18 protein-coding genes are annotated in these 22,930 nt (G+C 45.6%); 9 read left to right on the top strand and 9 right to left on the bottom strand.

The window, feature by feature from the left end:
* Nucleotides 1–42 precede the first annotated feature (42 nt).
* Together mnmG and ACR64J_RS07070 are read left to right on the top strand one after the other, a co-directional pair.
* Entirely contained in the window at nucleotides 43–1,938 is a 1,896-nt protein-coding gene (gene mnmG, locus ACR64J_RS07075; RefSeq protein WP_435949010.1) for a tRNA uridine-5-carboxymethylaminomethyl(34) synthesis enzyme MnmG, read from the top strand.
* A 77-nt stretch (nucleotides 1,939–2,015) separates the two neighbouring features.
* On the top strand, nucleotides 2,016–2,975 hold the full coding sequence (locus ACR64J_RS07070; protein WP_435949009.1) for an AEC family transporter: 960 nt from the start codon (nucleotides 2,016–2,018) through the stop codon (nucleotides 2,973–2,975).
* A 75-nt stretch (nucleotides 2,976–3,050) separates the two neighbouring features.
* Here the strand turns inward: ACR64J_RS07070 and ACR64J_RS07065 are convergent, their stop codons facing one another.
* From ACR64J_RS07065 to katG, 4 genes are all read right to left on the bottom strand, one after another.
* Complete coding sequence (locus ACR64J_RS07065) at nucleotides 3,051–3,215, bottom strand: hypothetical protein (RefSeq protein WP_317198919.1); 165 nt, start codon at nucleotides 3,213–3,215, stop codon at nucleotides 3,051–3,053.
* Nucleotides 3,216–3,245: 30 nt separating this feature from the next.
* Nucleotides 3,246–4,265 (bottom strand): LLM class flavin-dependent oxidoreductase, encoded by a 1,020-nt coding sequence (locus ACR64J_RS07060; RefSeq protein WP_435949008.1) that lies wholly within the window; start codon nucleotides 4,263–4,265, stop codon nucleotides 3,246–3,248.
* A gap of 291 nt (nucleotides 4,266–4,556) precedes the next feature.
* Nucleotides 4,557–5,498, bottom strand: a complete 942-nt coding sequence (locus ACR64J_RS07055) for a LysR substrate-binding domain-containing protein (protein WP_317198917.1) — start codon at nucleotides 5,496–5,498, stop codon at nucleotides 4,557–4,559.
* A gap of 229 nt (nucleotides 5,499–5,727) precedes the next feature.
* Nucleotides 5,728–7,914, bottom strand: coding sequence for a catalase/peroxidase HPI (katG, locus tag ACR64J_RS07050; RefSeq protein WP_435951045.1), 2,187 nt, complete (start codon nucleotides 7,912–7,914; stop codon nucleotides 5,728–5,730).
* Nucleotides 7,915–8,528: 614 nt separating this feature from the next.
* On the opposite strand from katG, the gene ACR64J_RS07045 reads away from it, so the two are divergent.
* The 4 genes from ACR64J_RS07045 to ACR64J_RS07030 all read left to right on the top strand — a co-directional run bounded on the left by ACR64J_RS07045 (nucleotide 8,529) and on the right by ACR64J_RS07030 (nucleotide 14,325).
* On the top strand, nucleotides 8,529–10,427 hold the full coding sequence (locus ACR64J_RS07045; protein WP_435949007.1) for an AmpG family muropeptide MFS transporter: 1,899 nt from the start codon (nucleotides 8,529–8,531) through the stop codon (nucleotides 10,425–10,427).
* Between the two features lie 37 nt (nucleotides 10,428–10,464).
* On the top strand, nucleotides 10,465–11,448 hold the full coding sequence (prmC, locus tag ACR64J_RS07040) for a peptide chain release factor N(5)-glutamine methyltransferase (protein WP_435949006.1): 984 nt from the start codon (nucleotides 10,465–10,467) through the stop codon (nucleotides 11,446–11,448).
* 266 nt (nucleotides 11,449–11,714) lie between these two features.
* Nucleotides 11,715–13,031 (top strand): AarF/ABC1/UbiB kinase family protein, encoded by a 1,317-nt coding sequence (locus ACR64J_RS07035; RefSeq protein WP_317198914.1) that lies wholly within the window; start codon nucleotides 11,715–11,717, stop codon nucleotides 13,029–13,031.
* A 52-nt stretch (nucleotides 13,032–13,083) separates the two neighbouring features.
* Complete coding sequence (locus ACR64J_RS07030) at nucleotides 13,084–14,325, top strand: YbfB/YjiJ family MFS transporter (protein WP_435949005.1); 1,242 nt, start codon at nucleotides 13,084–13,086, stop codon at nucleotides 14,323–14,325.
* A gap of 19 nt (nucleotides 14,326–14,344) precedes the next feature.
* Here the strand turns inward: ACR64J_RS07030 and ACR64J_RS07025 are convergent, their stop codons facing one another.
* Entirely contained in the window at nucleotides 14,345–14,824 is a 480-nt protein-coding gene (locus ACR64J_RS07025) for an Lrp/AsnC family transcriptional regulator (RefSeq protein WP_317198912.1), read from the bottom strand.
* A 193-nt stretch (nucleotides 14,825–15,017) separates the two neighbouring features.
* Here ACR64J_RS07025 and leuA point away from each other — a divergent pair, with 193 nt between their 5' ends.
* The 3 genes from leuA (at nucleotide 15,018) to ACR64J_RS07010 (ending at nucleotide 18,361) form a co-directional block, all read left to right on the top strand.
* Nucleotides 15,018–16,772: a 2-isopropylmalate synthase gene (gene leuA, locus ACR64J_RS07020; RefSeq protein ID WP_435949004.1), complete on the top strand. Its 1,755-nt coding sequence runs from the start codon at nucleotides 15,018–15,020 to the stop codon at nucleotides 16,770–16,772.
* A gap of 294 nt (nucleotides 16,773–17,066) precedes the next feature.
* Nucleotides 17,067–17,447: a CDI toxin immunity protein gene (locus ACR64J_RS07015; RefSeq protein ID WP_317198910.1), complete on the top strand. Its 381-nt coding sequence runs from the start codon at nucleotides 17,067–17,069 to the stop codon at nucleotides 17,445–17,447.
* A 299-nt stretch (nucleotides 17,448–17,746) separates the two neighbouring features.
* On the top strand, nucleotides 17,747–18,361 hold the full coding sequence (locus ACR64J_RS07010) for a hypothetical protein (RefSeq protein WP_435949003.1): 615 nt from the start codon (nucleotides 17,747–17,749) through the stop codon (nucleotides 18,359–18,361).
* Between the two features lie 81 nt (nucleotides 18,362–18,442).
* Here ACR64J_RS07010 and accC read toward each other — a convergent pair whose 3' ends face one another.
* The 4 genes from accC to ACR64J_RS06990 all read right to left on the bottom strand — a co-directional run bounded on the left by accC (nucleotide 18,443) and on the right by ACR64J_RS06990 (nucleotide 22,680).
* Nucleotides 18,443–19,816, bottom strand: a complete 1,374-nt coding sequence (gene accC / locus ACR64J_RS07005; RefSeq protein WP_317198908.1) for an acetyl-CoA carboxylase biotin carboxylase subunit — start codon at nucleotides 19,814–19,816, stop codon at nucleotides 18,443–18,445.
* Nucleotides 19,817–19,916: 100 nt separating this feature from the next.
* Nucleotides 19,917–20,342, bottom strand: a complete 426-nt coding sequence (accB, locus tag ACR64J_RS07000; protein ID WP_317198907.1) for an acetyl-CoA carboxylase biotin carboxyl carrier protein — start codon at nucleotides 20,340–20,342, stop codon at nucleotides 19,917–19,919.
* Between the two features lie 224 nt (nucleotides 20,343–20,566).
* Complete coding sequence (locus tag ACR64J_RS06995; RefSeq protein ID WP_317198906.1) at nucleotides 20,567–21,934, bottom strand: MATE family efflux transporter; 1,368 nt, start codon at nucleotides 21,932–21,934, stop codon at nucleotides 20,567–20,569.
* A gap of 269 nt (nucleotides 21,935–22,203) precedes the next feature.
* Nucleotides 22,204–22,680 (bottom strand): EVE domain-containing protein, encoded by a 477-nt coding sequence (locus tag ACR64J_RS06990; protein WP_435949001.1) that lies wholly within the window; start codon nucleotides 22,678–22,680, stop codon nucleotides 22,204–22,206.
* Nucleotides 22,681–22,930 lie beyond the last annotated feature (250 nt).

Here is a 22,930-nt window from a genome sequence, read left to right as displayed (position 1 = left end):
TGACGTTATTTTTATTGACGTTACCTGTCAAGCGAGGCACGCATGCAATACCCAAAAACTTACGATGTGGTCGTGATCGGTGGCGGTCACGCTGGTACCGAAGCGGCACTAGCGGCGGCTCGCATGGGCGCGCAGACCTTGCTGCTCACGCATAATATCGAGACGCTTGGGCAGATGAGCTGTAATCCTGCTATTGGCGGTATCGGTAAATCACATCTAGTGCGTGAGATTGATGCGTTAGGCGGTGCTATGGCGCTTGCAACGGACAAAGCTGGCATACAGTTTCGGGTGTTAAACAGTCGTAAAGGTGCTGCTGTACGTGCCACGCGCGCCCAAGCGGATCGTATCTTGTACAAAGCTGCCATTCGTCATACGCTTGAGAACCAGCCTAATCTGGATCTATTCCAACAAGGTGCTGATGATATTTTGGTCGAGAACGGTCGCGCGACGGCGGTTGTCACCTCCACTGGTATTATCTTTAAGACTGAGACGGTTATTCTGACCTCAGGGACGTTTTTGGGCGGTGTTATTCATATTGGGCTTGAGAATTCAAAAGGCGGCCGCGCAGGGGATCAACCTTCTATTAAATTGGCAGACCGTTTGCGTGAGCTAAAGTTGCCAGTAGGTCGCCTAAAGACAGGCACGCCCGCACGTATCGATGCGCGCACGGTGGACTTTAGTGTGATGACGGTACAGCCGGGTGATACACCGCTTCCGGTGATGAGCTATATGGGCGATGTCCAAATGCACCCTGAGCAAGTCAACTGCTATATTACTCATACCAATGCGCGTACCCATGACATCATCCGCGAGAATCTCGATCGCTCACCAATGTTCTCAGGCAAAATCGAAGGCGTGGGACCACGTTATTGCCCATCGATTGAAGATAAGATTCACCGCTTTGCGGATAAAGACAGTCATCAAATCTTTATTGAACCAGAAGGTCTGACTACGCACGAATTGTATCCAAATGGCATCTCAACCAGCTTACCCTTTGATGTGCAGCTTGAGTTTATTCATAGTATGAAAGGCTTAGAAAACGCACACATTACCCGTCCAGGCTATGCGATTGAGTACGATTATTTTGATCCACAAAATCTAAAGCCAACGCTTGAGACCAAATCTATTGATCGCTTGTATTTTGCCGGTCAAATCAACGGTACAACAGGCTATGAAGAAGCAGGCGTGCAGGGTTTGCTCGCAGGAACGAATGCGGCGTTAGTGACCACTAACAATAGTGAGTATGATACTTGGACCCCGCGCCGCGATGAAGCGTATCTTGGCGTACTCGTCGATGATTTAATCACTCATGGCACCACCGAGCCGTATCGCATGTTTACCAGCCGTGCCGAGTATCGCTTATTACTACGTGAAGATAATGCGGATCAACGCTTGACTGAGACGGGTCGTAAGCTTGGTTTGGTGGATGACGAACGCTGGCAAGCCTACGAGAAAAAAATGGAAGCCATTGCTACTGAGTCTGCGCGCCTAAAAGACATGTGGGCAACCCCTACCAATGCTTTAGGACAAAAGGTCGCTGAGCAAACAGGCGAGGTGTTATCCAAAGAAGCGACGGCTTTTGATTTGCTAAAACGTCCACAAATAAATTTTGCTGATATTGCAGCGATTACAGATTCGCACGTCGATACCTTGGTTGGTGAACAGATTGAGATATCAGTCAAGTACGCAGGCTACATCGATCGCCAGCAAGACGACATTGATCAGATGAAGCGCCTAGAGAATACCGCGCTGCCCGTTGATTTTGATTACAGCATGGTCTCAGGTCTCTCTAATGAGATCGTGCAAAAGCTTACCAAAGTACGTCCTGCGACACTAGCGCAAGCAGGGCGCGTCAGCGGGGTTACGCCAGCGGCGATTCAGCTACTTGCTATGACTGTCAAAAAGCAGAAAAAAGCCAAAGCAGCGCTGGGTTCATAAAAGTCACCTACAAGGTGCTTGAGCTTTGAGCACCTGCCATCTTTGCTATTTTAAGTCCCGCTGACTTGAGCCTGTCTATGATTGACGCTATTGTCTTTGCCATTACTATCGTACTGCCCAACCTGTTTTTGATGGGGTTGGGTTTTTTTATGCAAAAACGCGGCGAGATCAGTCAGACCTTTATCGATCAAGGCTCTTATTTTGTCTTCAACTACTGTCTGCCTGCGCTACTGTTTTTTAGCGTAGTCGATAGTGAGGTGGATTACTCGAAACAAATTGTTCTTATTATTGCAGGCATCATCGTCACCTTTATCTTATTTATTGGAAGCGAGATTTACGCCAAACGCTTTATTCGTGCGCCGACCGATCAAGGGGTCTTTGTACAAGGGGTCTTTCGTAGCAACATGGCGATTATTGGTCTTGCAACCGTCGCCAACGCTTATGGCAATATCGGTTTGAGTATCGGTGCCGTTTATATGGGTATCGTCACGATATTATTTAACATCTTAGCTGTCATTACCTTGAGCCGCGTGTCCAAAAGCATCGATGATACTTGGACAACACGCACCATTATGATTGTCAAAAAACTCTTTACCAACCCGCTCATCTTAGCGCTACTTGCGGCATTTATTTATAAAGCTCTGCCACTACCACCTGTTACAGGCGTTATCCATACGACAGGAGATTTGCTTGCAGCAGTCGCACTGCCTTTAGCGCTTATATGCGCAGGCGCGAGCATCGACCTAAAATCCATGCTGCATCCCTCAGGCTTGTCTATGCAGGCAAGTATCGGACGTATTATTATTGCACCGATTATCGCTATTTTAGTTGGTTTAGCTTTTGGACTATCAGGTGTACATATGGGTGTGCTATTTCTTATGGTAGCATCTCCTACCGCTGCTGCTAGTTATGTGATGGCAAAAGCAATGGGTGGCAACGATATTTTGGCGGCAAACATCTTGGCATTTACGACAGTAGTCGGTATGTTTGGTATGGCTATTGGAGCGGCAGTACTGCGGCTGCTTGGACTGATGTAGCGTTTTTGAGTTAAAGGGAAGCCAAAAAAAAACCTTCTACTCATTTAGATAGAAGGTTTTTTTTTAAGAGGACAGCTACTTGCGTCTATTACGTCTCTCTTCACGGCGGGCTTTGCCTTTAGGACTGACACGATAAGTGAGATAACCAAAAAAAGCTAAAACGATGATCAAAGCAACAATATACAAAAATATTGACGAGCCAATCATTAAAGACGCACCCATGACGGTAGTAACTTCCATTCTATTCTTCCTATAATAATTATAAAATAATTATGCAGGGCTAGCGATAGATTGTAAAGTAAACAAGTTTAGCTCAGGTGTAAGTTCAAGTGAACGCAGACGCGCCGCTTGATCATAGATATTGGCGGTAACGATCAGCTCATCTGGCTGATGCTGGGCGATGAATGCTGCGAGTTTAGGCTGCACCGTCTCCACGCTACCGATAAACGCTACCGACAGAGCGCTATCGACCATAGCCTTTTCAGCAGGGCTCCAGATGGCATCCATACTATGAGTGGGTTTTGGCATCTGTCCGCGCTCACCGCGGCGCAAACGTACAAAGCTCTGCTGCGCTGAGGTAAAGTGATAATGCGCGGTAGCCTCATCATCAGCGAGCAGCAAATTGGCCGCCAACATCACATAGGGCTTATCCAAGTATTTCGATGGTTTAAACTGCGCGCGGTAAGTCGCTATTGCTTGCGTGAGCGCTTGCGGGGCAAAATGTGATGCAAATACATAAGGCAGTCCCAAATGCGCGGCTAGCGTTGCGCCAAACAAGGATGAGCCTAGTATCCAGATCGGTACATTGGAGCGCGCCCCAGGAAAGGCTTGTACGGGGCTATTGTCACTATCATTACCTAGTAGATAGAGCAGCTCTTGTACCTCTTGCGGGAAGCGATCGGCATCATTCATTGTACGCCCTAATGCTTTGAAGGTGGCGCCATCGGTACCGGGCGCACGACCAAGTCCCAAATCAATACGATCACCGTACAAGGCTTGTAGCGTGCCGAACTGCTCAGCGACGACTAAAGGCGCATGGTTGGGTAGCATAATGCCGCCTGCACCAATACGAATACGCTTAGTTTGGCTACCGATGTGGGACAAGAGTACTGAGGTCGCTGCACTGGCAATACCTGGCATATTGTGGTGTTCCGCCATCCAGTAGCGATTAAAACCGATGTCTTCAGCAGTTTGCGCAATCTCTACTGTTTGGGCGATGCCGTCAGCGGTAGAAGCGCCAGTCGGTACAGGTGCTAGATCTAAGAAGGATATAGGAATAGTATTGGTCATAAATCACCTTATCATTATGAGTGTAAAAACCGTTTTTAGCTTTTAAGCAGTGTTATTTTTATTGTCTTTTTAAAACTGCATAAAAAAGCCTCAAACGCTTGATAGCTACTATAATGGGGCGTGAGAGTCAAATATAAAGGTGAGAGTGAGCTGTGATAACAAATCTTAATAATGCGGCTATTGTCTATAATTGCTAATCAATAACAAGCCCGCGATAGAAGTATTCAGATTAAGCTGAGTCTATCGCGGGTCTATATTTTTATCTATGAAACTTTAGCAAAAAAGTGATATTTAAACGACCCCTTTGTGATCGAACTGCTGCTGACAAAGCTCTATAAAAGCGCGGCCATATTGGCGAATTTCAGCATCGTCACGTACTGCCATCCAGCTGGTAAAGCGCCCAAAATGATCGACTGGAATGGCGACTAGGTTTTGATAATGGCTGGGCTCAAACGCCATTTCAGCGATAATTCCAATACCTAATCCCAATCCGACATAAGTGCTAATCACATCTGCGTCAAGCGCAGCAAGGACGATATCAGGCTCAAGTCCTGCCGCCTCAAAAGTTTTATCGATAGCGCCGCGTCCTGTAAAGCCGCCATGATAAGTCACAATAGGGTAGCTTGCCAGCGTTGGCAGATCGATGGACTCAAGACCCGCCAGCTCATGGTCTTTTGGTAGGATAATACGATGGGTCCAGTCGTAATAGCGATGACAGCGCAAATAGTTATTATGCAGTAGCGACTCAGTTGCGATACCAATATCGGCCTGCCCGCGAATGACCATTTGCGCGATAGTCTCAGGGTCCGCTTGTTGAAGGATGAGATTTACCTTAGGGAAGCGCTCTTTGAACTCTTTGACCACCTGCGGTAATACATAACGCGCTTGGGTGTGGGTTGTGGCGATGGTCAGTGTCCCTATATTAGGATTGGTATGATCGAGGCTGAGATTTTCAATAGTGCGAATTTCAGCAAATATCGCTTCGATATGCGGCAGCAAAGCAGTACCCATCGGCGTAAGCCCTGTGAGGCGTTTGCCTTGACGCACAAATACTTCAGCTTTGAGCTGGTTCTCAAGCGCGGCAATGTGTTTGGATAGACTTGATTGGCTAGTATGTAGTACGGTTGCCGCTTGGCTCAGATTGTAGCCGTTTATCACGGTATGCCATACAGTCTCTAATTGCTTGAGCTGAATTTGTAAGTGGCGCTGATTGACCACCATATCGATTGCCATACCCTAATCCTCAAATAATAGTCATGTATCATATGACAGTAGCTGATGGGGTAAGTACACACCACCAGCTATAGACGTATCAAAAAGCTAGTGTAGAGCAAAGCTATTATTCTTGTATATAATAAATGGTCATGAATTTATGATATTTTGGAATATAAAAAAAAGAGCATAAAAAAGCCACCTATATAAGATGGCTTTTACTAAAACGGATGTTAAATTAAGACTAAGCTTACTGAGCTAAATCAAAACGATCGGCAGTCATAACCTTGCTCCATGCTTTGACAAAGTCATGGACGAACTTCTCAAGATTATCGTCTTGAGCGTATAGCTCAGCATAAGCGCGAAGTATGGAGTTTGATCCAAATACCAAATCGACACGGCTTGCCTGCCATTTAACTTGACCACTTGCACGTTCGCGGACTTCGTATACTGCTGGCGCGTTATTATCGTCGGTTTTGACAGGATGCCAAGTATAGTCCATGTCTGTTAAATTAACGAAGAAATCATTGCTCAGTACTCCAGCGCGCTCGGTAAAAACGCCGTGCTGGCTATGCTCGTAGTTGGTGTCGAGGACACGCATACCGCCGATAAGTACGACCATCTCAGGTGCGCTCAAGCCCATAAGCTGGGTGCGATCTAATAGCATCTCTTCAGGCGATACTCGATGACTACCTTTGATCCAGTTACGATAGCCATCATGGAGTGGCTCTAAATCAGAGAAGCTCTCGGCCTCAGTCATCTCATCAGTTGCGTCGCCGCGACCTGGATTAAAGGGTACTTCTATCTCAACGCCTGCATCTGCCGCTGCTTTTTCAATCGCAGCACTACCGCCGAGCACGATCAGATCTGCAATGCTAATCTCTTTATCGAAGTCCGACTGAATTTGCGTTAACGCCTCAAGGACACGTGCTAACTGCTCAGGCTCATTACCCATCCAGTCTTTTTGCGGAGCTAGGCGAATACGCGCTCCATTTGCGCCGCCGCGATAGTCTGAGCCTCTAAAGGTGCGTGCGCTATCCCATGCCGTAATGATCAGCTCACGATGCTCGATACCACTTTCTAAGATTTTATGCTTTAGCGCTGTAATATCATTATCGCTTAAATCTGCATTACCTTTAGGAATAGGGTCTTGCCACGTAAAGTCCTCTGCGGGTACATCAGCACCTAAGTAGCGAGATTTAGGACCTAAATCACGATGCGTCAATTTAAACCAAGCTTTGGCAAATACTTCGTCAAAGTACTCTGAGTTGTTATAAAAGTTCTCTGAGATTTTGCGATATTCAGGGTCTTTAATCATCGCCATATCAGCATCAGTCATCATCGGATTGCGTCGTACATTGGGATTATGTGCATCGACGGGCTTATCTTCTTCTTTAATATCGACAGGCTCCCACTGCCATGCGCCAGCAGGGCTTTTGGTTAGCGCCCACTCATGGTTAAAGAGCAGCTCAAAGTACTCATGATCCCAGCGCGTCGGATGCGTCGTCCACGCGCCCTCAATACCACTTGAGACCGTATCGATACCATGACCGCTGCCTTTTGGATTGCGCCAGCCCATACCTTGCTCCTGTATGCCAGCGCCTTCGGGCTCATCTTCTAACAAGGTTGCATCACCATTACCATGAGACTTACCGACAGTATGACCGCCTGCGGTTAACGCCACCGTTTCCTCATCGTTCATCGACATACGACCAAAAGTGGTACGAATGTCTTGCGCGGTTTTTAGCGGGTCAGGATTGCCATCGACGCCTTCTGGATTGACGTAGATAAGACCCATCTGTACCGCGCCTAGTGGATTTTCAAGCGAGTGACGGTCTTCAACTTCTTTATAACGATTCTCGGTCGCCGCTAGCCACTCACGCTCAGAGCCCCAGTAGATGTCTTTTTCTGGATGCCAGATATCAGCGCGTCCGCCTGCAAATCCCAAGGTTTTAAATCCCATAGACTCATAAGCCATGTTACCTGCTAATATCATTAAATCCGCCCAAGAGAGCTTATTACCATATTTTTTCTTGATCGGCCAAAGCAGACGACGTGCCTTATCTAGGTTGACGTTATCAGGCCAGCTATTGAGTGGAGCAAAGCGCTGATTGCCTGTGTTGGAGCCGCCGCGACCATCAGAGCGACGATAAGTTCCTGCCGAGTGCCACGCCATACGTATCATGAGGCCGCCATAATGTCCCCAGTCGGCAGGCCACCATTCTTGTGAGTCCGTCATAAGATCCTTTAGGTCTTGTTTAACGGCTTCTAGATCAAGCTGTTTAAAAGCCTCGCTATAATCAAAATCTGCACCCATGGGATCAGTCTTATGATCTTGCTGATGCAAAATATCGAGATTTAACGCATTAGGCCACCAATCGGTTGCTGCAGACGCTTGCGTGGTGTGTGCTTGATGCATAACAGGGCAGCCACCCATGCTTGGCCGCTGCGGCTCGTGTGATTCATCAATGTTCTGATTGTGAATAGTTGGGCCTAAACCGTCGCCTTTGTCGTACGTGGTGTTGCTTGGCGGGTTTGGTTGTTTGGCGTCTGACATAGTGGTGCTCCTTAGTTTGGTTTGTCTTATCAGCTATGGATAAAGCATATATTAGAGCTAGTCATTAATAAAACATATATAAAATAACATCATGTTTTAAATAATAAATCATAATATTGATTCGTTTTTGGCAATGATATATTTACCTGACCAATGCCTTGTCACTCTTAAACTAAATTTTTTAAAGTAAATTGACTGTTCAAACTGATTTTGTGTCTGCTGACTAGGTCGCTAAGCAAGTTTTGGATACACATCATTACCCCCACGATAGATTAGGCAAAGGCTGATCGAGTATCTACACTTAGACGTTCAATTTAGCAAAAAATATTAGTTCTAAGTCTAGTTAATGTCGGAGTTCTGAAGTACCATAATTCAACTTTGCCATAAGTCTGGCAACTTGGTACAACGGTTAACAATTTTTATCGATCTTAAAAATGCCGATTAATAAAAATTGTGCGCAGTTGTTATTATCGTCTTAAGTTTAGTGAGTCACTATGTCCGCTGTCCGAGCTACGCCGCCCAATAACTCAGTCGCCAAAAAATCATGGGGTGACGCTACCAAAGCCTATCTTGACCCTCGCGCTATTATCATATTATTTTTGGGGTTTTCGGCAGGTATTCCTATCTTGCTGATCTTCTCAAGTCTCTCATTATGGCTACGCGAGGCAGGTATCGAGCGCGGCGTGGTAACTATGTTTAGTTGGGCGGCGCTGGGTTATTCGTTCAAGTTCATTTGGGCGCCGCTGATTGATGCGCTGCCCATACCACTATTGACCAAATGGCTGGGTAGGCGTAGGGCTTGGATTGTGGTCTCACAGCTCTTAATTGTCATAGCAATACTCTTGATGGCAAGCTTTAACCCTATTAGTGATGAAGCACTTTGGTTTATGGCAGCGGCAGCGGTATTGTTAGGGTTTTCATCAGCTACGCAAGATATTGTCATTGATGCCTACCGTATCGAGCTTGCGCCGCCAGAATTGCAACCTACGCTTGCGGCGATGTATGTGGCAGGCTATCGCATCGGTATGATCGTAGCAGGGGCAGGCGCGCTCTATTTAGCAGACTACTTTGGCTCAACAGAGGCGTTTTATAGTTATGAGGCTTGGCGTAACACCTACTATGTGATGGCAGCGGTTATGTCTATTGGCATTTTGACGACCTTTGCAGGCTATGAGCCCATCGCTGAAATTTTGCAGACCAATAAACAAAAACTAAACCTTAAGCTCTTTTTTATCTATGCCGCTTTGTTGATCATACCAGGGTCGATATACGGTCTGCTTAGTTTAATCAAAATTATCTATAATAATTTTTTGAACGCTGATATCACTTTAATACCCTCAGCGATCTTGCCTGCGGTCAATCTTTACTTCTTAGCTTTGGTCGCCTGCGCGCCGCTACTGCTTATTTTCTTTGTGTTTAATCAACCCAAGATTGCGAACAAGGTCTCATTGCTTGTTGAAAATGGCAGTGACTATTTGCGTATCGTTCTACTTTTTGTCATTACCGTTGTAGGTTTTGTCGGGGCATTTGTGGTTATCGGCAACCTATTTTCAGAGACTGAGAGCGTGCTACTAAGCTTCGTTATCGAAACCGTGACCTTACTTGGCAGCTTAGCGGTAGCAGCGGTAGTTGGCTATGCTTTGATTAAAGTAGGCCTTGCCAAAAAAGAGATCGCAACAAAAATGTGGGTCAATCCTATTGCCGATTTCTTTAAGCGCTATGGCAAACAGGCCATATTGCTACTTGCCCTTATCGGTCTTTACCGTATCTCTGATATCGTGGCAGGGGTCATCTCCAACGTCTTTTATCAAGACATGGGCTTTACCAAAGTTGAGATTGCCAACGCAGTCAAACTCGTTGGAGTGCTTATGGCGCTTGCTGGTGGGTTTTTGGGCGGAATACTAGCGCAAAAAATGCGCATGATGCATGTGATGATGTTAGGGGCGATACTGGCCAGTATTACCAATTTACTGTTTGTGCTGCTCACTTATCATCCAGGAAGCCTCGAGTACATGTATTTTGCGGTAATATTAGACAATCTAGCCGCAGGGTTTGCTAGTGCGGTATTTATCGCCTTTTTATCAGCGCTCACGTCTATTAAATTCACTGCCGTACAGTATGCTATATTCTCATCACTCATGACTTTATTGCCCAAAGTGTTAGGTGGTTACTCTGGCGGTATCGTCGATTCTATGGGCTATCCTTTCTTCTTTATGTTTACCTTTGCTATTGGTATTCCTATTCTGCTACTTATTTACTTGGTTGATAAGCATATTGTCATTGGTGACAACGATGATATCTATGGCGATGACTCTGAAGGCGGCAAACCGTCATTGGCAAAGGCTAACCCTACGCTAACGGATACCAATGAGCCGCCGCGTGCAACAGAATAAACTAGTGATGAAGTTTTATAAAGGATAAGGATCTATAGTGTCCAAAGTACAAAAAATGACGGTAGGGCAAATCAAGCAGCGAAGTCAGCAGCTGGCATATGGCGCGCTAAAGAGTGATTTAGATATCAAAATTCCTCCAAGCGATGACACTGTCGATAGATCGATGCCCCCCTTTTGGATAACCGATTGGCTTTTGCATGTGCTTAATCAACCAAGATCATTTTTGTTCACCGATGATAACTACGAGCTGACAGATAGTGAGCGCGCGCAGTTTGATGCTGGCGTGACTCAGATGCGCCAAGGTATACCGCTTGCGTATTTGACAGGTCATCAAGAGTTTTGGTCACTGGACTTTAAAGTCAATAAACATACCCTCATACCAAGGCCTGATACTGAGGTTTTGGTTGAGCAGGTGCTAGAGTGGATACAAGCGCAGACCGCTAGTACAACGTCGGGTAAATCTTTGCCCAAATGCCTGTCACACCCCAAGCGTCTGCTAGATTTAGGTACAGGCTCTGGCTGTATTGCGATTAGTCTGGCGTACGAGTTACAGCCAAAAAACAACAGTGAAGCGTGGCAAGTCGTTGCCCTTGACGTGTCTAAACAGGCATTAGCAGTAGCTAAGCAGAACGCTATTCATAATCAAGTCCCTGAGGTTAGGTTTATACAAAGTAGCTGGTATGAGGCGCTATCTAGTGATGACGCGCTGTCGTTTGATGTTATTGTCTCAAACCCGCCGTATATCGATGAACAAGACGAGCACTTAACCTCTTTAATCGCTGAGCCTATCAGTGCATTAACTGCACCCGATTCTGGACTGGCTGATATCACGCAGATTGTAAAGGGTGCACCTAAGTATCTAAAAGCAGGTGGTCTGTTGGCTGTTGAACATGGTTATGATCAAGGGTCTGTGGTACGAGATATATTCTTGCAAAAGGGTTTTGAAGCCGTACAAACCATTCAAGATTACGGCGGCAATGAGCGCGTCACTCTAGGTCAAATGTCGCTAGCGCCTAATTAGTGACGTAAGTGCTATTAACTAAAAACTTACTGACGGCCTAGCCTTAATATGAGAAAGTCGCTTCCTCTGTAGCTTTGGGTACCTGTAGCTCAGAACACCTGTAGCTCAGAACACCTGTAGCTTCAAGTGTTTTCTGTCCAAGATACGCTTTACCTCAATGCTCACTATATATCCTAAATTTGGCAGTATCTATTTAACCATATCATCACTTACTGATTTTTTATTGCAGGCTAGTAAGCTTTGCTCATTAATAATAGTTGTCTTTTATGAAAATACATCGTCCGCATTTATTAAAACATACTCTCAATGTCGCTAACCGTGTACGTCAGACAGCAAGTGTCGCAGGTCTATCTGCTTTTCGCGTTGCTAAAGGGGAGAAGCCTGACGCGCAGATGCTCAAAGAAACCTTTGAGCAATTAGGTACCACTTATATCAAGATCGGGCAGTTCGTTGCTAGTACGCCGTCGCTATTCCCGCGTGAATACGTTGAGGCTTTTCAAGATTGCCTAGATCAAACGACGCCGCTCTCATACCAGTATATCGAGCAAGTATTGAGCGATGAGCTGGCGATTAACGGTCAAAGCTTGAGCGATCTATTTGCTCATATCGAAACAGAGCCGTTAGCGTCAGCCTCTATTGCGCAAGTACATGCTGCGCGATTGTATAATGGTGATGAAGTGGTGCTAAAGGTGCAAAAGCCTGATGTCGAAACTATTATGCAGACTGATCTTGGGGTCTTGCATGGGGTAACCAAAATCATTGAACTACTGATGCCCTCGATGAGGTTTGCCAGTATCGCACCTATTATCGACGAGATTCGCTTGCGTATGCTCGCTGAGACCGACTTTATCGCTGAGGCGCAAAATATCCGTGATTTTCAGCAGTTCCTAGCGGTATCGGGCAATACAAAAGTCATCGCGCCGACCGTCTATGATGAGCTGACTACCAAGCGCGTGTTGACCATGAGCCGACTCAATGGCGTCTCTATGATCAACGAATCTGTTATGCGTCAGTACTGTGATGATCCTGCGCAGGTGATGGCAGATACATTGAATACTTGGTTTGCAAGCCTTATGCTATGCAATAGCTTTCACGCTGACTTACATGCGGGCAATCTAATGCTACTCACTGACGGGCGTATCGGCTTTTTAGACTTTGGTATCGTCGGCAAGCTCAAGGCTGAAAGCTGGCGCGCCTGTATGGGCATGATGCAAGCCTTGCAAGACAATGACTATCAGGCTATGGCGCATAATATGATCGATATGGAGATGACGCATGGTCGCTCACAGGTCGATGTGGCAGCGCTCGGTCAGGATTTAGAGAAGATGATGCGCACGATTATGGCTGAGGACAAAGCCTTTACCAGTGGCGTGCCGTCTAATAGCAAAGAGCAGGCCGATGAGCTCAATAAGATGATGTTAGAGATCGTCGCCGTCGGCAAGCGTCATGGCATTCATTTCCCGCGTGATTTTGCTTTGCTTACCAAGCAGCTGTTATATTTTGATCGTTTTATGCGCACCTTAGCGCCAGATATGGATATGTTTAGCGATCAGCGCGTGGCGATGATTGCGCAGCCTGTTTAATCGTTACCCCTTACAAAGGATTGTGAGCTTATTGCCACAAGTGGGCACTGTCATGAAGACGACCTCTCAAAGCCGTATGCGTATGGTGCCTACTATCACCAACGAGACTATCATAGCGCTCATAGGTCTATATTGTCTCGCGGTCGTTATGGGATATGGCCGGTTTTTATTTACTGCTACCTTGCCTGATATTATGACCCAATTGACACTCTCGACGACGGTTGCAGGTTGGCTGGCTTCGGTTAATTATATTGGCTACTTTATAGGTGCTTTGATTGCGATGTTCGTCCCGCAGCGCACGACGTGGCAGACGCTTATGCTATGGACAGCAATGAGCGTAATCACTACCATGATGCTGGCAATACCCTCGCTGCCTATTATGCTCTGGTATTTAGTGCGCTTATTGGCAGGTATCGCAAGCGGTATTGCGATGATTCTGAGCTCAACCCTCGTTATTCAAAGCTTCAGCCTTGAGCGCCGAGCACTACTCTCAACCCTGCATTACGCAGGTATCGGCGTCGGTATTAGCGCATCCGCGATTTTGACATGGTGGTTATTATCTTTGGATTATCATTTCGATGTGATTTGGCTGATCGCAGGGCTGAGCAGTTTGCCGCTATTATGGTTGTTATTGGGTATTCGACCTGATAACGCTGCTGATGCAAACCCACAGCCACGCTCTATTCATCAAACCTACATTAACTTCAAACGCTCCTTGTATGAAGCGATCAGTGGTAATGGCAAAGCCATATCTTTGTTATCAACCAGTTACGTGCTCGCAGGCTTTGGCTATATTACCTCTACGACCTTTTTGCCTGTTATGGCGACCAATCAATTAGCAGACACCTACGCTGGCTTGCAGATTTGGCTGGTGGTCGGCGTAAGCATCATCATATTCAACCCTGTTTGGGGTATCCTAGCCAAACGTATTGGCGAGATTAATACTTTGATTGGCTTAACTTTGCTGCAGGCATTAGGCATGTTCAGCCCCCTATGGTTTGCAGGTGCACTTGGACTCTATGCCAACGCCATCATCGTCGGGATGACCTTTGCAGGTATGGTGTCGATGACCTTAAATATTATCAAAAATATGAACCCTGTTTATTCAAACCTGCTCATTGGACTGGCTACTTTAGCCTATGCGCTAGGACAGTTTATAGGGCCGCTCGTAACCGTGGCACTCGCAGGCGATAATGATAACTTCGATGCTGGACTGCTCGCAGCGGGTATCGGGTTATTAATGGGCTTAGGACTGTTACTATGGTTTCGTCAGTTGCCGCAAAAATCAGTCTAAAATCGTTATAAGATGACTACTACACCATGTTACGATTGAATACTTCTCGTAGCTCAAAGCTCGTGTGCACTTGCGCTACGCCCTCGATACGGTTAAGACGATGCAGCAAAAACTCCTCATAATGCGCCATATCGCGTACGCGCACCTTGATTAGATAATCTTCAGTGCGGCCGGTAACGATACTACAGCTCACCACCTCATCGAAACTCTGCACCTTGCGCTCAAACTGCTCGAAGCGCTCAGCAGTATGACGATCCATACTAATAGCAATAAATACTGCTAGCGGGTAGCCAAGTTTTTGCGCGTCAGTTTGCGTATGATAGCCTGTGATAATGCCTGACTCCTCCAAACGCTTGATACGCCGCGCACAAGGAGTTGCAGATAGATTGACCTGTTCGGCAAGCTCAGTGATACTCATGCGAGCATCGGTCTGTAATAGACGTAGTAGCTGCTTATCTATTTTATCGATAGTAATAGTAGAATTGATATTGTTATCCATTATAATTTGCCCTGTTGTTTAGAGATTTTCGCTATTTAAAGTCTTAATACTATCAATAATCACTATTATGGCAGGTAATATCTTTTGATAAAGCCGTTTTTTGATCGTGCTAATTTGCTATTATAGAGTCATCCCATCAGCATTCATTAAATATTCTTAAATTCACAACATTGCCAATTCGTAAGGAACACTCATGTCTGAACCTGTCGTCACTCCAAAAAATCCTGCTTTTGACTATCGCAAATATCGCGCTTTTGAGTTTGCACCAAATCTGCCAGATCGCACGTGGCCGAGCAAAACGATCGAAAAAGCACCGATGTGGGCAAGCGTTGATCTGCGTGATGGCAATCAGGCGCTAATCGATCCGATGACTATTGAACAAAAAATGCGCTTTTTTAAGACGTTGGTTGATGTTGGTTTTAAAGATATTGAAATTGGCTTTCCGTCAGCGGCGCAAGTGGAGTTTGACTTTGCGCGCAAGCTCATTGAAGAAAACCATGTCCCCGATGATGTGACCTTGCAAGTATTGGTACAGGCACGCGAGCATTTGATCGCCCGTACCTTTGAGTCGTTAAAAGGCGCAAAGCGCGCTATTGTCCACGTCTATAACTCTACCAGTCGTATTCAGCGCGAAAAAGTATATGGTAAAGATAAAGCGCAGATTAAAGAGATCGCTATCGAGGGCGCTAAGTTATTGGTCGATTATGCTGCTAAGTATCCTGAAACCGAATGGGTCTTTCAGTATTCACCAGAGAGCTTTAGTCAGACCGAAACCGAATACGCGGTAGAAGTCTGTGACGCGGTATGTGATATCTGGCAGCCTGAGAACGGGCAAGAGGTCATCTTCAATCTACCTGCAACGGTTGAGGCCTCTATGCCCAATATCTTTGCCGACCAAGTTGAGTACTTCTGTCGTAACCTTGCCAAACGCGAGCATGTCATTATTAGCCTGCACACCCATAATGACCGTGGCTGCGCGGTAGCCGCCGCGGAACTTGGCATACTCGCAGGCGCTGATCGTATTGAGGGCACATTACTCGGTAATGGTGAGCGTACGGGCAATATGGACATCATGGTCACAGCGATGAATATGTTTAGTCAAGGCATAGATCCCAAGCTTGATTTTAGCAACATGAGCGAGATCGTACAGGTGGTGAGCGAGTGCAATAACTTGCCTGTGCATCCGCGCCATCCCTATGTCGGTGAGCTGGTATTCACCGCCTTTAGCGGCTCGCATCAGGACGCAATCAAAAAATCGCTTGATTACAACGAGCAGCATGTCGATGAAACCGAAAACGTCTGGGACGTGGCGTACTTACCTATTGATCCTGCGCACATTGGTCGTAGCTATCAAGATGTCGTGCGTATCAATAGTCAATCAGGTAAAGGCGGCGTCGCTTATATCTTGCAGCGCAACTATGGCTTTAATTTGCCGCGCTGGATGCAGATTGACTTTAGCGGCATAGTACAAAAACAGGCTGAAAAAGTAGCGCGCGAATTACAGAACGATGAGATCTTACAGACCTTTGAGAGCACGTATTTACAGCAAGGTGATTTTGAACTGCTTGATTATAGTGTCAATAATAAAGGCGGCGAGGTCTTCTTTAGCGGTCAAGTCAATATGAATGGCGACACTATCACCATAGATGGCACAGGTAATGGTCCGCTGTCCTCCTTTATCGATGGATTAGCGCAGCATACTGGCAAATCGCTCCATATCATCAATTATGCTGAGCACGCGATCAATCCGCAGCACAGTAACGTCGACGGTATCGATGATGATACCAGCACAGGTAACAAGACTAATGCCAATGCCGCCGCCTACATTCAGCTCAATGTCGATGGTACGGTATACTCAGGTATCGGAACCTGTAGCAGTACCGTCTCTGCGATGCTCAAAGGCGCGTTATCTGCTCTAGCACAAGCGCCTAATACTACTGCGGCGTAGTGTAGTAGCGTCATTATTAAATGAGCCTTCTATTTTAAGTGTGCATAGCGCTTAGGGTAGAGGGCTTTTTTGCGGTAAAATTTTGTTGAATTTTGGTCAGCTTAATACGTTTGAAAAGTGAGCCTGTACAACGCATTTTTATGTCGCAAGTTGTGTTTCATGGTTTATATTACTTTATCATGTCGGGTGTCGCACCCTCCATCCAAGCTACGGGCTGAGAAATTTGTTATTCAATTTGATGGAACCGAAAAAGACTTTATCAGTTTACTAAAACATTTGAATAGGTAATAACTAATGACATTATTTGAAGAATGCAAGGAAGCACTTAGGGATGATTTTTCTATTCTAGATGACGACCATAAAGCTATAAAGATTCTAAATAGTTTTCCTATACATAGCAATTATATAATATGGTCTGAAATTAAATATAAAGACTATGATCATATGGAAGATATAATTAGTGAGCTATCAGTTTTGCATAGCAAGTCTTTATATGTCATAGCTGATAACTATGATGTACCAGTCTTTAAATCTAATTTGAAACTCATAATTGAAAACGTTGATGATGTGTCTGCTTTATCTCCTAAAGTGTTTATCTTCAATGAAGAAGTCATAATAGAGCCACTATTTCCGAGTTATACCTTAAGGGTTGGTCTAAAGCCCCGTAGCACGTAGATACTATGAAAAAGTAGGCTCAAAGGATTAATTTTTTACAAATTTTGATTTTTTAAGCTCATTTAATATCTTTAACTTTGCCAGTTTACGCATCTATTAAACCGCTAGGAATAACCTATCCCTAGAGTTACAATTTATTTTTTGGTTTTAAGCAGGAGTGTTCTTATGCTCAGATATCGCTTGCCCATCAGCTGATGAGCGTTAAACGCAGTAACCCATAGCATATTGTTACTTGTGTTTTAGTCGGCTAAGACTTACGCTAATGAGTAGTTTAATTTGAATAATAATTAAGGTTAATTATGGAACCTATCTTCTCATTTGCGTCTATTTCTTTGGCTTCTATTTTGGCGTCTTTGCCCGCAGGTAACGAGAGTACAAGCGCCTCTAACATTACGACTCATATCAGTCCTGCTATCGCTGGGCAGTGGGAGATTGAGCTAAACAATAGCGGTGCTATGAGCAATCAATCTATACTCGATAGTCTAATGCTAGCTGAGAGTGCCTCAGAGACTACTGATGGCGTACTAGACCAAAGCGAGCGCCGCATCATCACTATGACGCCAAGCAATACTCAAATACCCGCTACTACAGGTTTGAATAGTAGCGCTCAAGTGTCCTCAAACGATCAGTGCCGTGAGATATACAACTTCGGTGCCGATAACGAGATGTGGGCGGTAAGTGGCAAAGAGTGGACGTACAGTCGCTACCTAGTGAGTCATCTCGATGAAGGTTTGCCTATTATCGCAATTAAGACCATTTATGATAATAATGAAGTGGACTGCTCAGGCAATCAGATTGATCAAAGTGATGAGACGCTGATTGCGTTTTTGGATCATAAGGACAATCAGATGCAGTGGTGCGCGGATCCTGAAGGGCTTGAGTGCTTTATGACCTTTCGTAGAGTCATGCCGTAGTTTTTAACTATGACCTTGCACAATTAAAAAGCCGCCCTTTATATAAAGAGCGGCTTTTTAATTGTGCTAAGAGTTCCTAAATTAAGCACTATAATCGACTTCTGGTTTCTCTTTTTTAGGTTGCAGTAGTACCTTTTCGAGATAATGAATGTTTTGTGCCTGTTCACTAAACTCCTCATCCGCCAAGATGACATCGCGATGTAGCGGGATATTGGTCTTGATACCTTCAATGACCAGCTCATCAAGCGCGTGCAACGTCTTTGATATGGCTTGCTGGCGCGTTTGACCGTGACAGATCAGTTTGCCAATGAGCGAGTCATAGTAGCTGGGTATCTCGTAGCTAGGATATAGGTGTGAGTCAAAACGCACGCCTGCGCCGCTTGGGGCAAATAATTGCGTGACCGTACCAGGTGAGGGCATAAAGGTAGCTGGGTCCTCGGCATTGATACGGCACTCAATCGCATGGCCTTGTATCTCAATCTCGCTTTGACGGTAGGACAGACCATAACCTGCGGCGATTTTGAGCTGCTCGACCACCACATCGATACCGGTAATCATCTCAGTAACCGGATGCTCAACTTGCACGCGAGTATTCATCTCAATAAAGAAGAATTCATTGTTTTCAAATAAAAACTCAAAGGTTCCCGCGCCGCGATATTTGACCAGCTCGCAGGCTTTGACACAAGCACGTAGGATAGGTTCACGGACATCATCTGGAATATCAGGGGCAGGGGCTTCTTCTAATACTTTTTGGTGGCGACGCTGTAGCGAGCAATCACGATCATATAAGTGAATGGCATTACCGTTACCATCGCCCAAGACTTGCACCTCGACGTGGCGCGGGTTTTGTAGATAGCGCTCCATATAAACCGTATCATCACCGAACCACAGCTCAGCTTCTTGCTTGGCCGCTTGTACTTGTCCGACCAGCTCATCAAAACGCTCAACGACGCGCATACCACGGCCACCGCCACCAGAGGCCGCCTTTATAATCAGAGGAAAGCCGATATTGCCCGCTTGCTCTTCAGCGTTGTGCATAGTGACTGCGCCAACAGAACCAGGAACCGTCGGCACGCCTGCTTTTTTCATGGCATTAATAGCAGAGACTTTGTTACCCATCAGGCGAATATGATCCGCGTTTGGTCCTACAAAGGTTAGACCGGCCTCTTCGATACGTTCAGCAAATTCAGCATTCTCAGCCAAAAATCCATAGCCTGGGTGAATAGCGTCAGCGCCCGATATCTCAGCTGCCGTCAATATGGTGCTAATATTGAGATAGCTCTCACTGGCATTGGGCTTACCAATACAGATAGCTTCATCGACGAAACGCAGGTGCATTAGGTTTTTGTCAGCAGTAGAGTAGACGCCTACGGTCTCTATCCCCAACGCTTTGCACGCCCTTACAATACGCAGGGCGATCTCACCTCGGTTGGCAATCAGTAACTTTTTTATCATAGAATCATCCTTGTTTTAGCCGTGCTAGCTGAGTGATGTGCTAGGGTGCTCTAGCTATTTGTATCACCGCAGGCAACTGAGTAAAGTAGGGCAAGAACCGTTAAGCCTTGTAGCGAATAACAGGCTGACCAAACTGTACCACATCAGAGTTTGCGACCAAGATCTCATCTATGACGCCGCTTTGAGTGGCCTCAAGTGGATTCATGATTTTCATGGCTTCTATGATACCGAGCGTATCACCCGCCTGTACCTTTTGACCGACTTTAGCATATGGCGGATCATTTGGACTTGGTGACGAATAAAAGACGCCGACCATAGGAGAGGTCTCAACGCTACCAGCTTTGACGTCAGATTTGGGCGCAGCGGCAATAGGCGCACCAGCAGCAGGTGCTGACATCATTTGTTGAACGGGCGCATCGTAGTGACGGGTTAGGCTGATATGCTCATCGTCAGAGCTGATTTCTAGATTGACCAGCTCGTTTTCTTCCATGAGGGCGATTAGAGTACGTATCTTTTCAATATCCATAATTTTATTGATACCTTTTATTAGAATGCAAGAAACAATTAGTGTAACAAAATATAGTTTGTCTTGATGACAATCATACCTATATTCAGCTCAATGAGCAATCAATGTACAACTGTTAACTCAATTTTTTTATATTATTATCGTTAAAATTTTTATTACATCTCAATTATCATACTAGATAAAGTACTGCCAGAGTGTATAGCTTACTTATCATCAAATCTTGGCTAGCCCCATGCTTGAGTTAAGCGTTTTTGTTGATACATGAGTCTTAAAGTTAACAAAATCGCTGCCAAAAACAGTCCTGTAATCAGCGCCATCCAAAACCCCTGCGCGCCTACATCAGTATAGCGCACAAGATAGATACCCATCGGTAGCGCAACGACCCAATAACAAAACATCGTGACCCACATCGGTACTTTGGTATCTTGTAGACCGCGCAAAATACCCGCGACATTGACCTGCCAGCCGTCAAACAGCTGATAAGCGAGTGCAAATATCAATAGATGCATAGCCTGCGCTTGCACCTCAGGGTTGTCAGTAAAGGCCATCGCCAGTTGTGGGCGAAATAGCCAAACACCAAGCATGCAGATGATCGCAATGAGTACTGTCCAGATAAGTCCTGTGGCTTGCACTTGCCGCAGCGCCAGTAAGTTTTGCTCGCCAAAGCGGTTGGATATCATAATGGTCAGCGCCATCGCGACCGATATGGGGATCATAAATAACTGTGAGGTGACTGCCAGTGCTACTTGGTGTGACGCCGTTGCCAGCTCTCCTAGCGGACTGATAACCAAAGCACCTAAGCTAAATAGACTGGCTTCAAAGAAAATCGAGACGCCAATAGGGATGCCTAGTGCAAGCAATTTGGCGATTTGGACGCGATCAGGCCGCGCAAAATGTCGATAAAATCTGGTATTTGCAAATTGCTGACGCTTAGTAAAGGCGGTGTAAGCGGCGAGTAGTAAGACATTGATCCAAAGCACAATAGCGGTTGCCACCCCGCAGCCTGCGCCGCCAAGCTCTGGCATACCAAATAGGCCATGAATAAAGATATAATTGAGCGGTATATCCGCTAAGAGTCCAATGATGCTAATGACAGTGACAGGTTCGGGGCGACCAAGCGCTTCACAATAACTGCGTAGCACCGCGTAGACTGCTAGAGCTGGAAACCCAAAGGAGACGCCGTACAGATATTGCGCCGCTATCGGCTGAATATTTTCAGGTACGCCCATAAGGCTGAGCACATTAGGCGCCAAGTTGACAATAACAAAACCGATAATGCCGATCACCGCTGCCGCCCACAAGGACTGCTGAGTAATATGCGGTATACGCTCGTGGTTCTTTTGCCCTATGGCCTCACCGACCAAAGGCGTGGTCGCAATCAAAATGCCCGTCGCGAGCAAAAATAGCGGTAACCAAATCCCAGAGCCAACAGCAACTGCCGCCAGATCAAGTGCTGAGACGCGTCCTGCCATAATAGCATCTACGACCCCAAGCGCTGCCTGACAAAACTGCGTGATCAAAATAGGCAAGGCTAAAATGCCTAAGCGCAGACTATAGCTCTTAAAATCGGTAAAGGATAAGGGCAACACCATAACGAACAACTTATTAAGTAATTATATTTTGATTGGTATTTTGATCGAATGAAGATTTGATTCAACTAAACAGTAAATAATGAATAAAGCCAAGTGAACACCTATTGTGAAAAGCGTTTGTCATCTATAAATTAGATCTGCTAAAACAAAAATAACCTGTCAATCCAAAGGTTGAATCAACAGGTCAAAAGTTGTGATGATGGTAATCAAGCAAGGCCTAGATGTCAATGCGTTAACCGTCGCTTTGTCGGTATGATGAGCACTCAAGACTAAGGCACAAGACCTAAACTCTCAGCCATATCGATAATCGCTTGCCAGTGTTTTGGCTCAAGCGGGATGACCGTAAGCTGCTGACAGCCTTTTTTGAGCAATAGGGAGTCCTCAAGCGCAGGTATAAACTTGAGTGCGGACAGCGGCACGACATCGGTAAATGCCAGCTCAAAGCTCACATCAACCATATACCAGCGCGGCATATCCTCAGTTGCTAGTGGATCATAGTGGCGATGCTCAGGATGAAACTGCGTAGGATCAGGGTAGCCTGCTTGAGTAATCGTCATAATACCTGCCGCTCCCGATGGGTTGGCGCTTGAATGATAAAAAATGACCTGGTCACCCACCTGCATATCATCACGCATGAAGTTACGCGCACGATAATTGCGTACGCCATCCCAGCTATCGACTCCTAAGCGCTTGATATCATCAATACCAAAAAACTTTGGATTAGATTTCATTAGCCAATATGCCATTGTTTATCCTTTATAATACATTTTTTAGCCCACTTTAAATCAGTACTGCTCGTATTCCTTTCTCTGGCGTGCCTGCACAGATAGAGACTGCGCAAAATGAATACCAGCAGTACATCGTGTAAAATACATCAGCTTTATTGTGAATTCACTATATACAGTAACGCTATCAGGGTTTATACGTCTCTTATTACCAGTGTACTTTTAATTAAAACCTTTAACCGTTATCCTAGCAGGATTTTGTATGATAATC

Source organism: Psychrobacter sp. DM8 (genome assembly GCF_051307025.1).
Taxonomy (GTDB): Bacteria; Pseudomonadota; Gammaproteobacteria; order Pseudomonadales; family Moraxellaceae; genus Psychrobacter.
The sequence above is the reverse complement of the archived record's forward strand: the minus strand, read 5'-3'. Positions and strand labels throughout refer to the sequence as shown.

What these genes read in the sequence shown, in the direction of transcription:
- ACR64J_RS07025 (WP_317198912.1), bottom strand. Translation starts at nt 14,824, where the DNA reads ATGGATAACAATATCAATTCTACTATTACTATCGATAAAATAGATAAG.
- ACR64J_RS07055 (WP_317198917.1), bottom strand. Translation starts at nt 5,498, where the DNA reads ATGGCAATCGATATGGTGGTCAATCAGCGCCACTTACAAATTCAGCTC.
- ACR64J_RS07060 (WP_435949008.1), bottom strand. Translation starts at nt 4,265, where the DNA reads ATGACCAATACTATTCCTATATCCTTCTTAGATCTAGCACCTGTACCG.
- leuA (WP_435949004.1), top strand. Translation starts at nt 15,018, where the DNA reads ATGTCTGAACCTGTCGTCACTCCAAAAAATCCTGCTTTTGACTATCGC.
- accC (WP_317198908.1), bottom strand. Translation starts at nt 19,816, where the DNA reads ATGATAAAAAAGTTACTGATTGCCAACCGAGGTGAGATCGCCCTGCGT.
- ACR64J_RS07070 (WP_435949009.1), top strand. Translation starts at nt 2,016, where the DNA reads ATGATTGACGCTATTGTCTTTGCCATTACTATCGTACTGCCCAACCTG.
- ACR64J_RS07045 (WP_435949007.1), top strand. Translation starts at nt 8,529, where the DNA reads ATGTCCGCTGTCCGAGCTACGCCGCCCAATAACTCAGTCGCCAAAAAA.
- ACR64J_RS06995 (WP_317198906.1), bottom strand. Translation starts at nt 21,934, where the DNA reads ATGGTGTTGCCCTTATCCTTTACCGATTTTAAGAGCTATAGTCTGCGC.
- ACR64J_RS07030 (WP_435949005.1), top strand. Translation starts at nt 13,084, where the DNA reads ATGAAGACGACCTCTCAAAGCCGTATGCGTATGGTGCCTACTATCACC.
- ACR64J_RS07035 (WP_317198914.1), top strand. Translation starts at nt 11,715, where the DNA reads ATGAAAATACATCGTCCGCATTTATTAAAACATACTCTCAATGTCGCT.
- katG (WP_435951045.1), bottom strand. Translation starts at nt 7,914, where the DNA reads ATGGGTGGCTGCCCTGTTATGCATCAAGCACACACCACGCAAGCGTCT.
- ACR64J_RS07015 (WP_317198910.1), top strand. Translation starts at nt 17,067, where the DNA reads ATGACATTATTTGAAGAATGCAAGGAAGCACTTAGGGATGATTTTTCT.
- ACR64J_RS07065 (WP_317198919.1), bottom strand. Translation starts at nt 3,215, where the DNA reads ATGGAAGTTACTACCGTCATGGGTGCGTCTTTAATGATTGGCTCGTCA.
- mnmG (WP_435949010.1), top strand. Translation starts at nt 43, where the DNA reads ATGCAATACCCAAAAACTTACGATGTGGTCGTGATCGGTGGCGGTCAC.
- accB (WP_317198907.1), bottom strand. Translation starts at nt 20,342, where the DNA reads ATGGATATTGAAAAGATACGTACTCTAATCGCCCTCATGGAAGAAAAC.
- ACR64J_RS06990 (WP_435949001.1), bottom strand. Translation starts at nt 22,680, where the DNA reads ATGGCATATTGGCTAATGAAATCTAATCCAAAGTTTTTTGGTATTGAT.
- ACR64J_RS07010 (WP_435949003.1), top strand. Translation starts at nt 17,747, where the DNA reads ATGGAACCTATCTTCTCATTTGCGTCTATTTCTTTGGCTTCTATTTTG.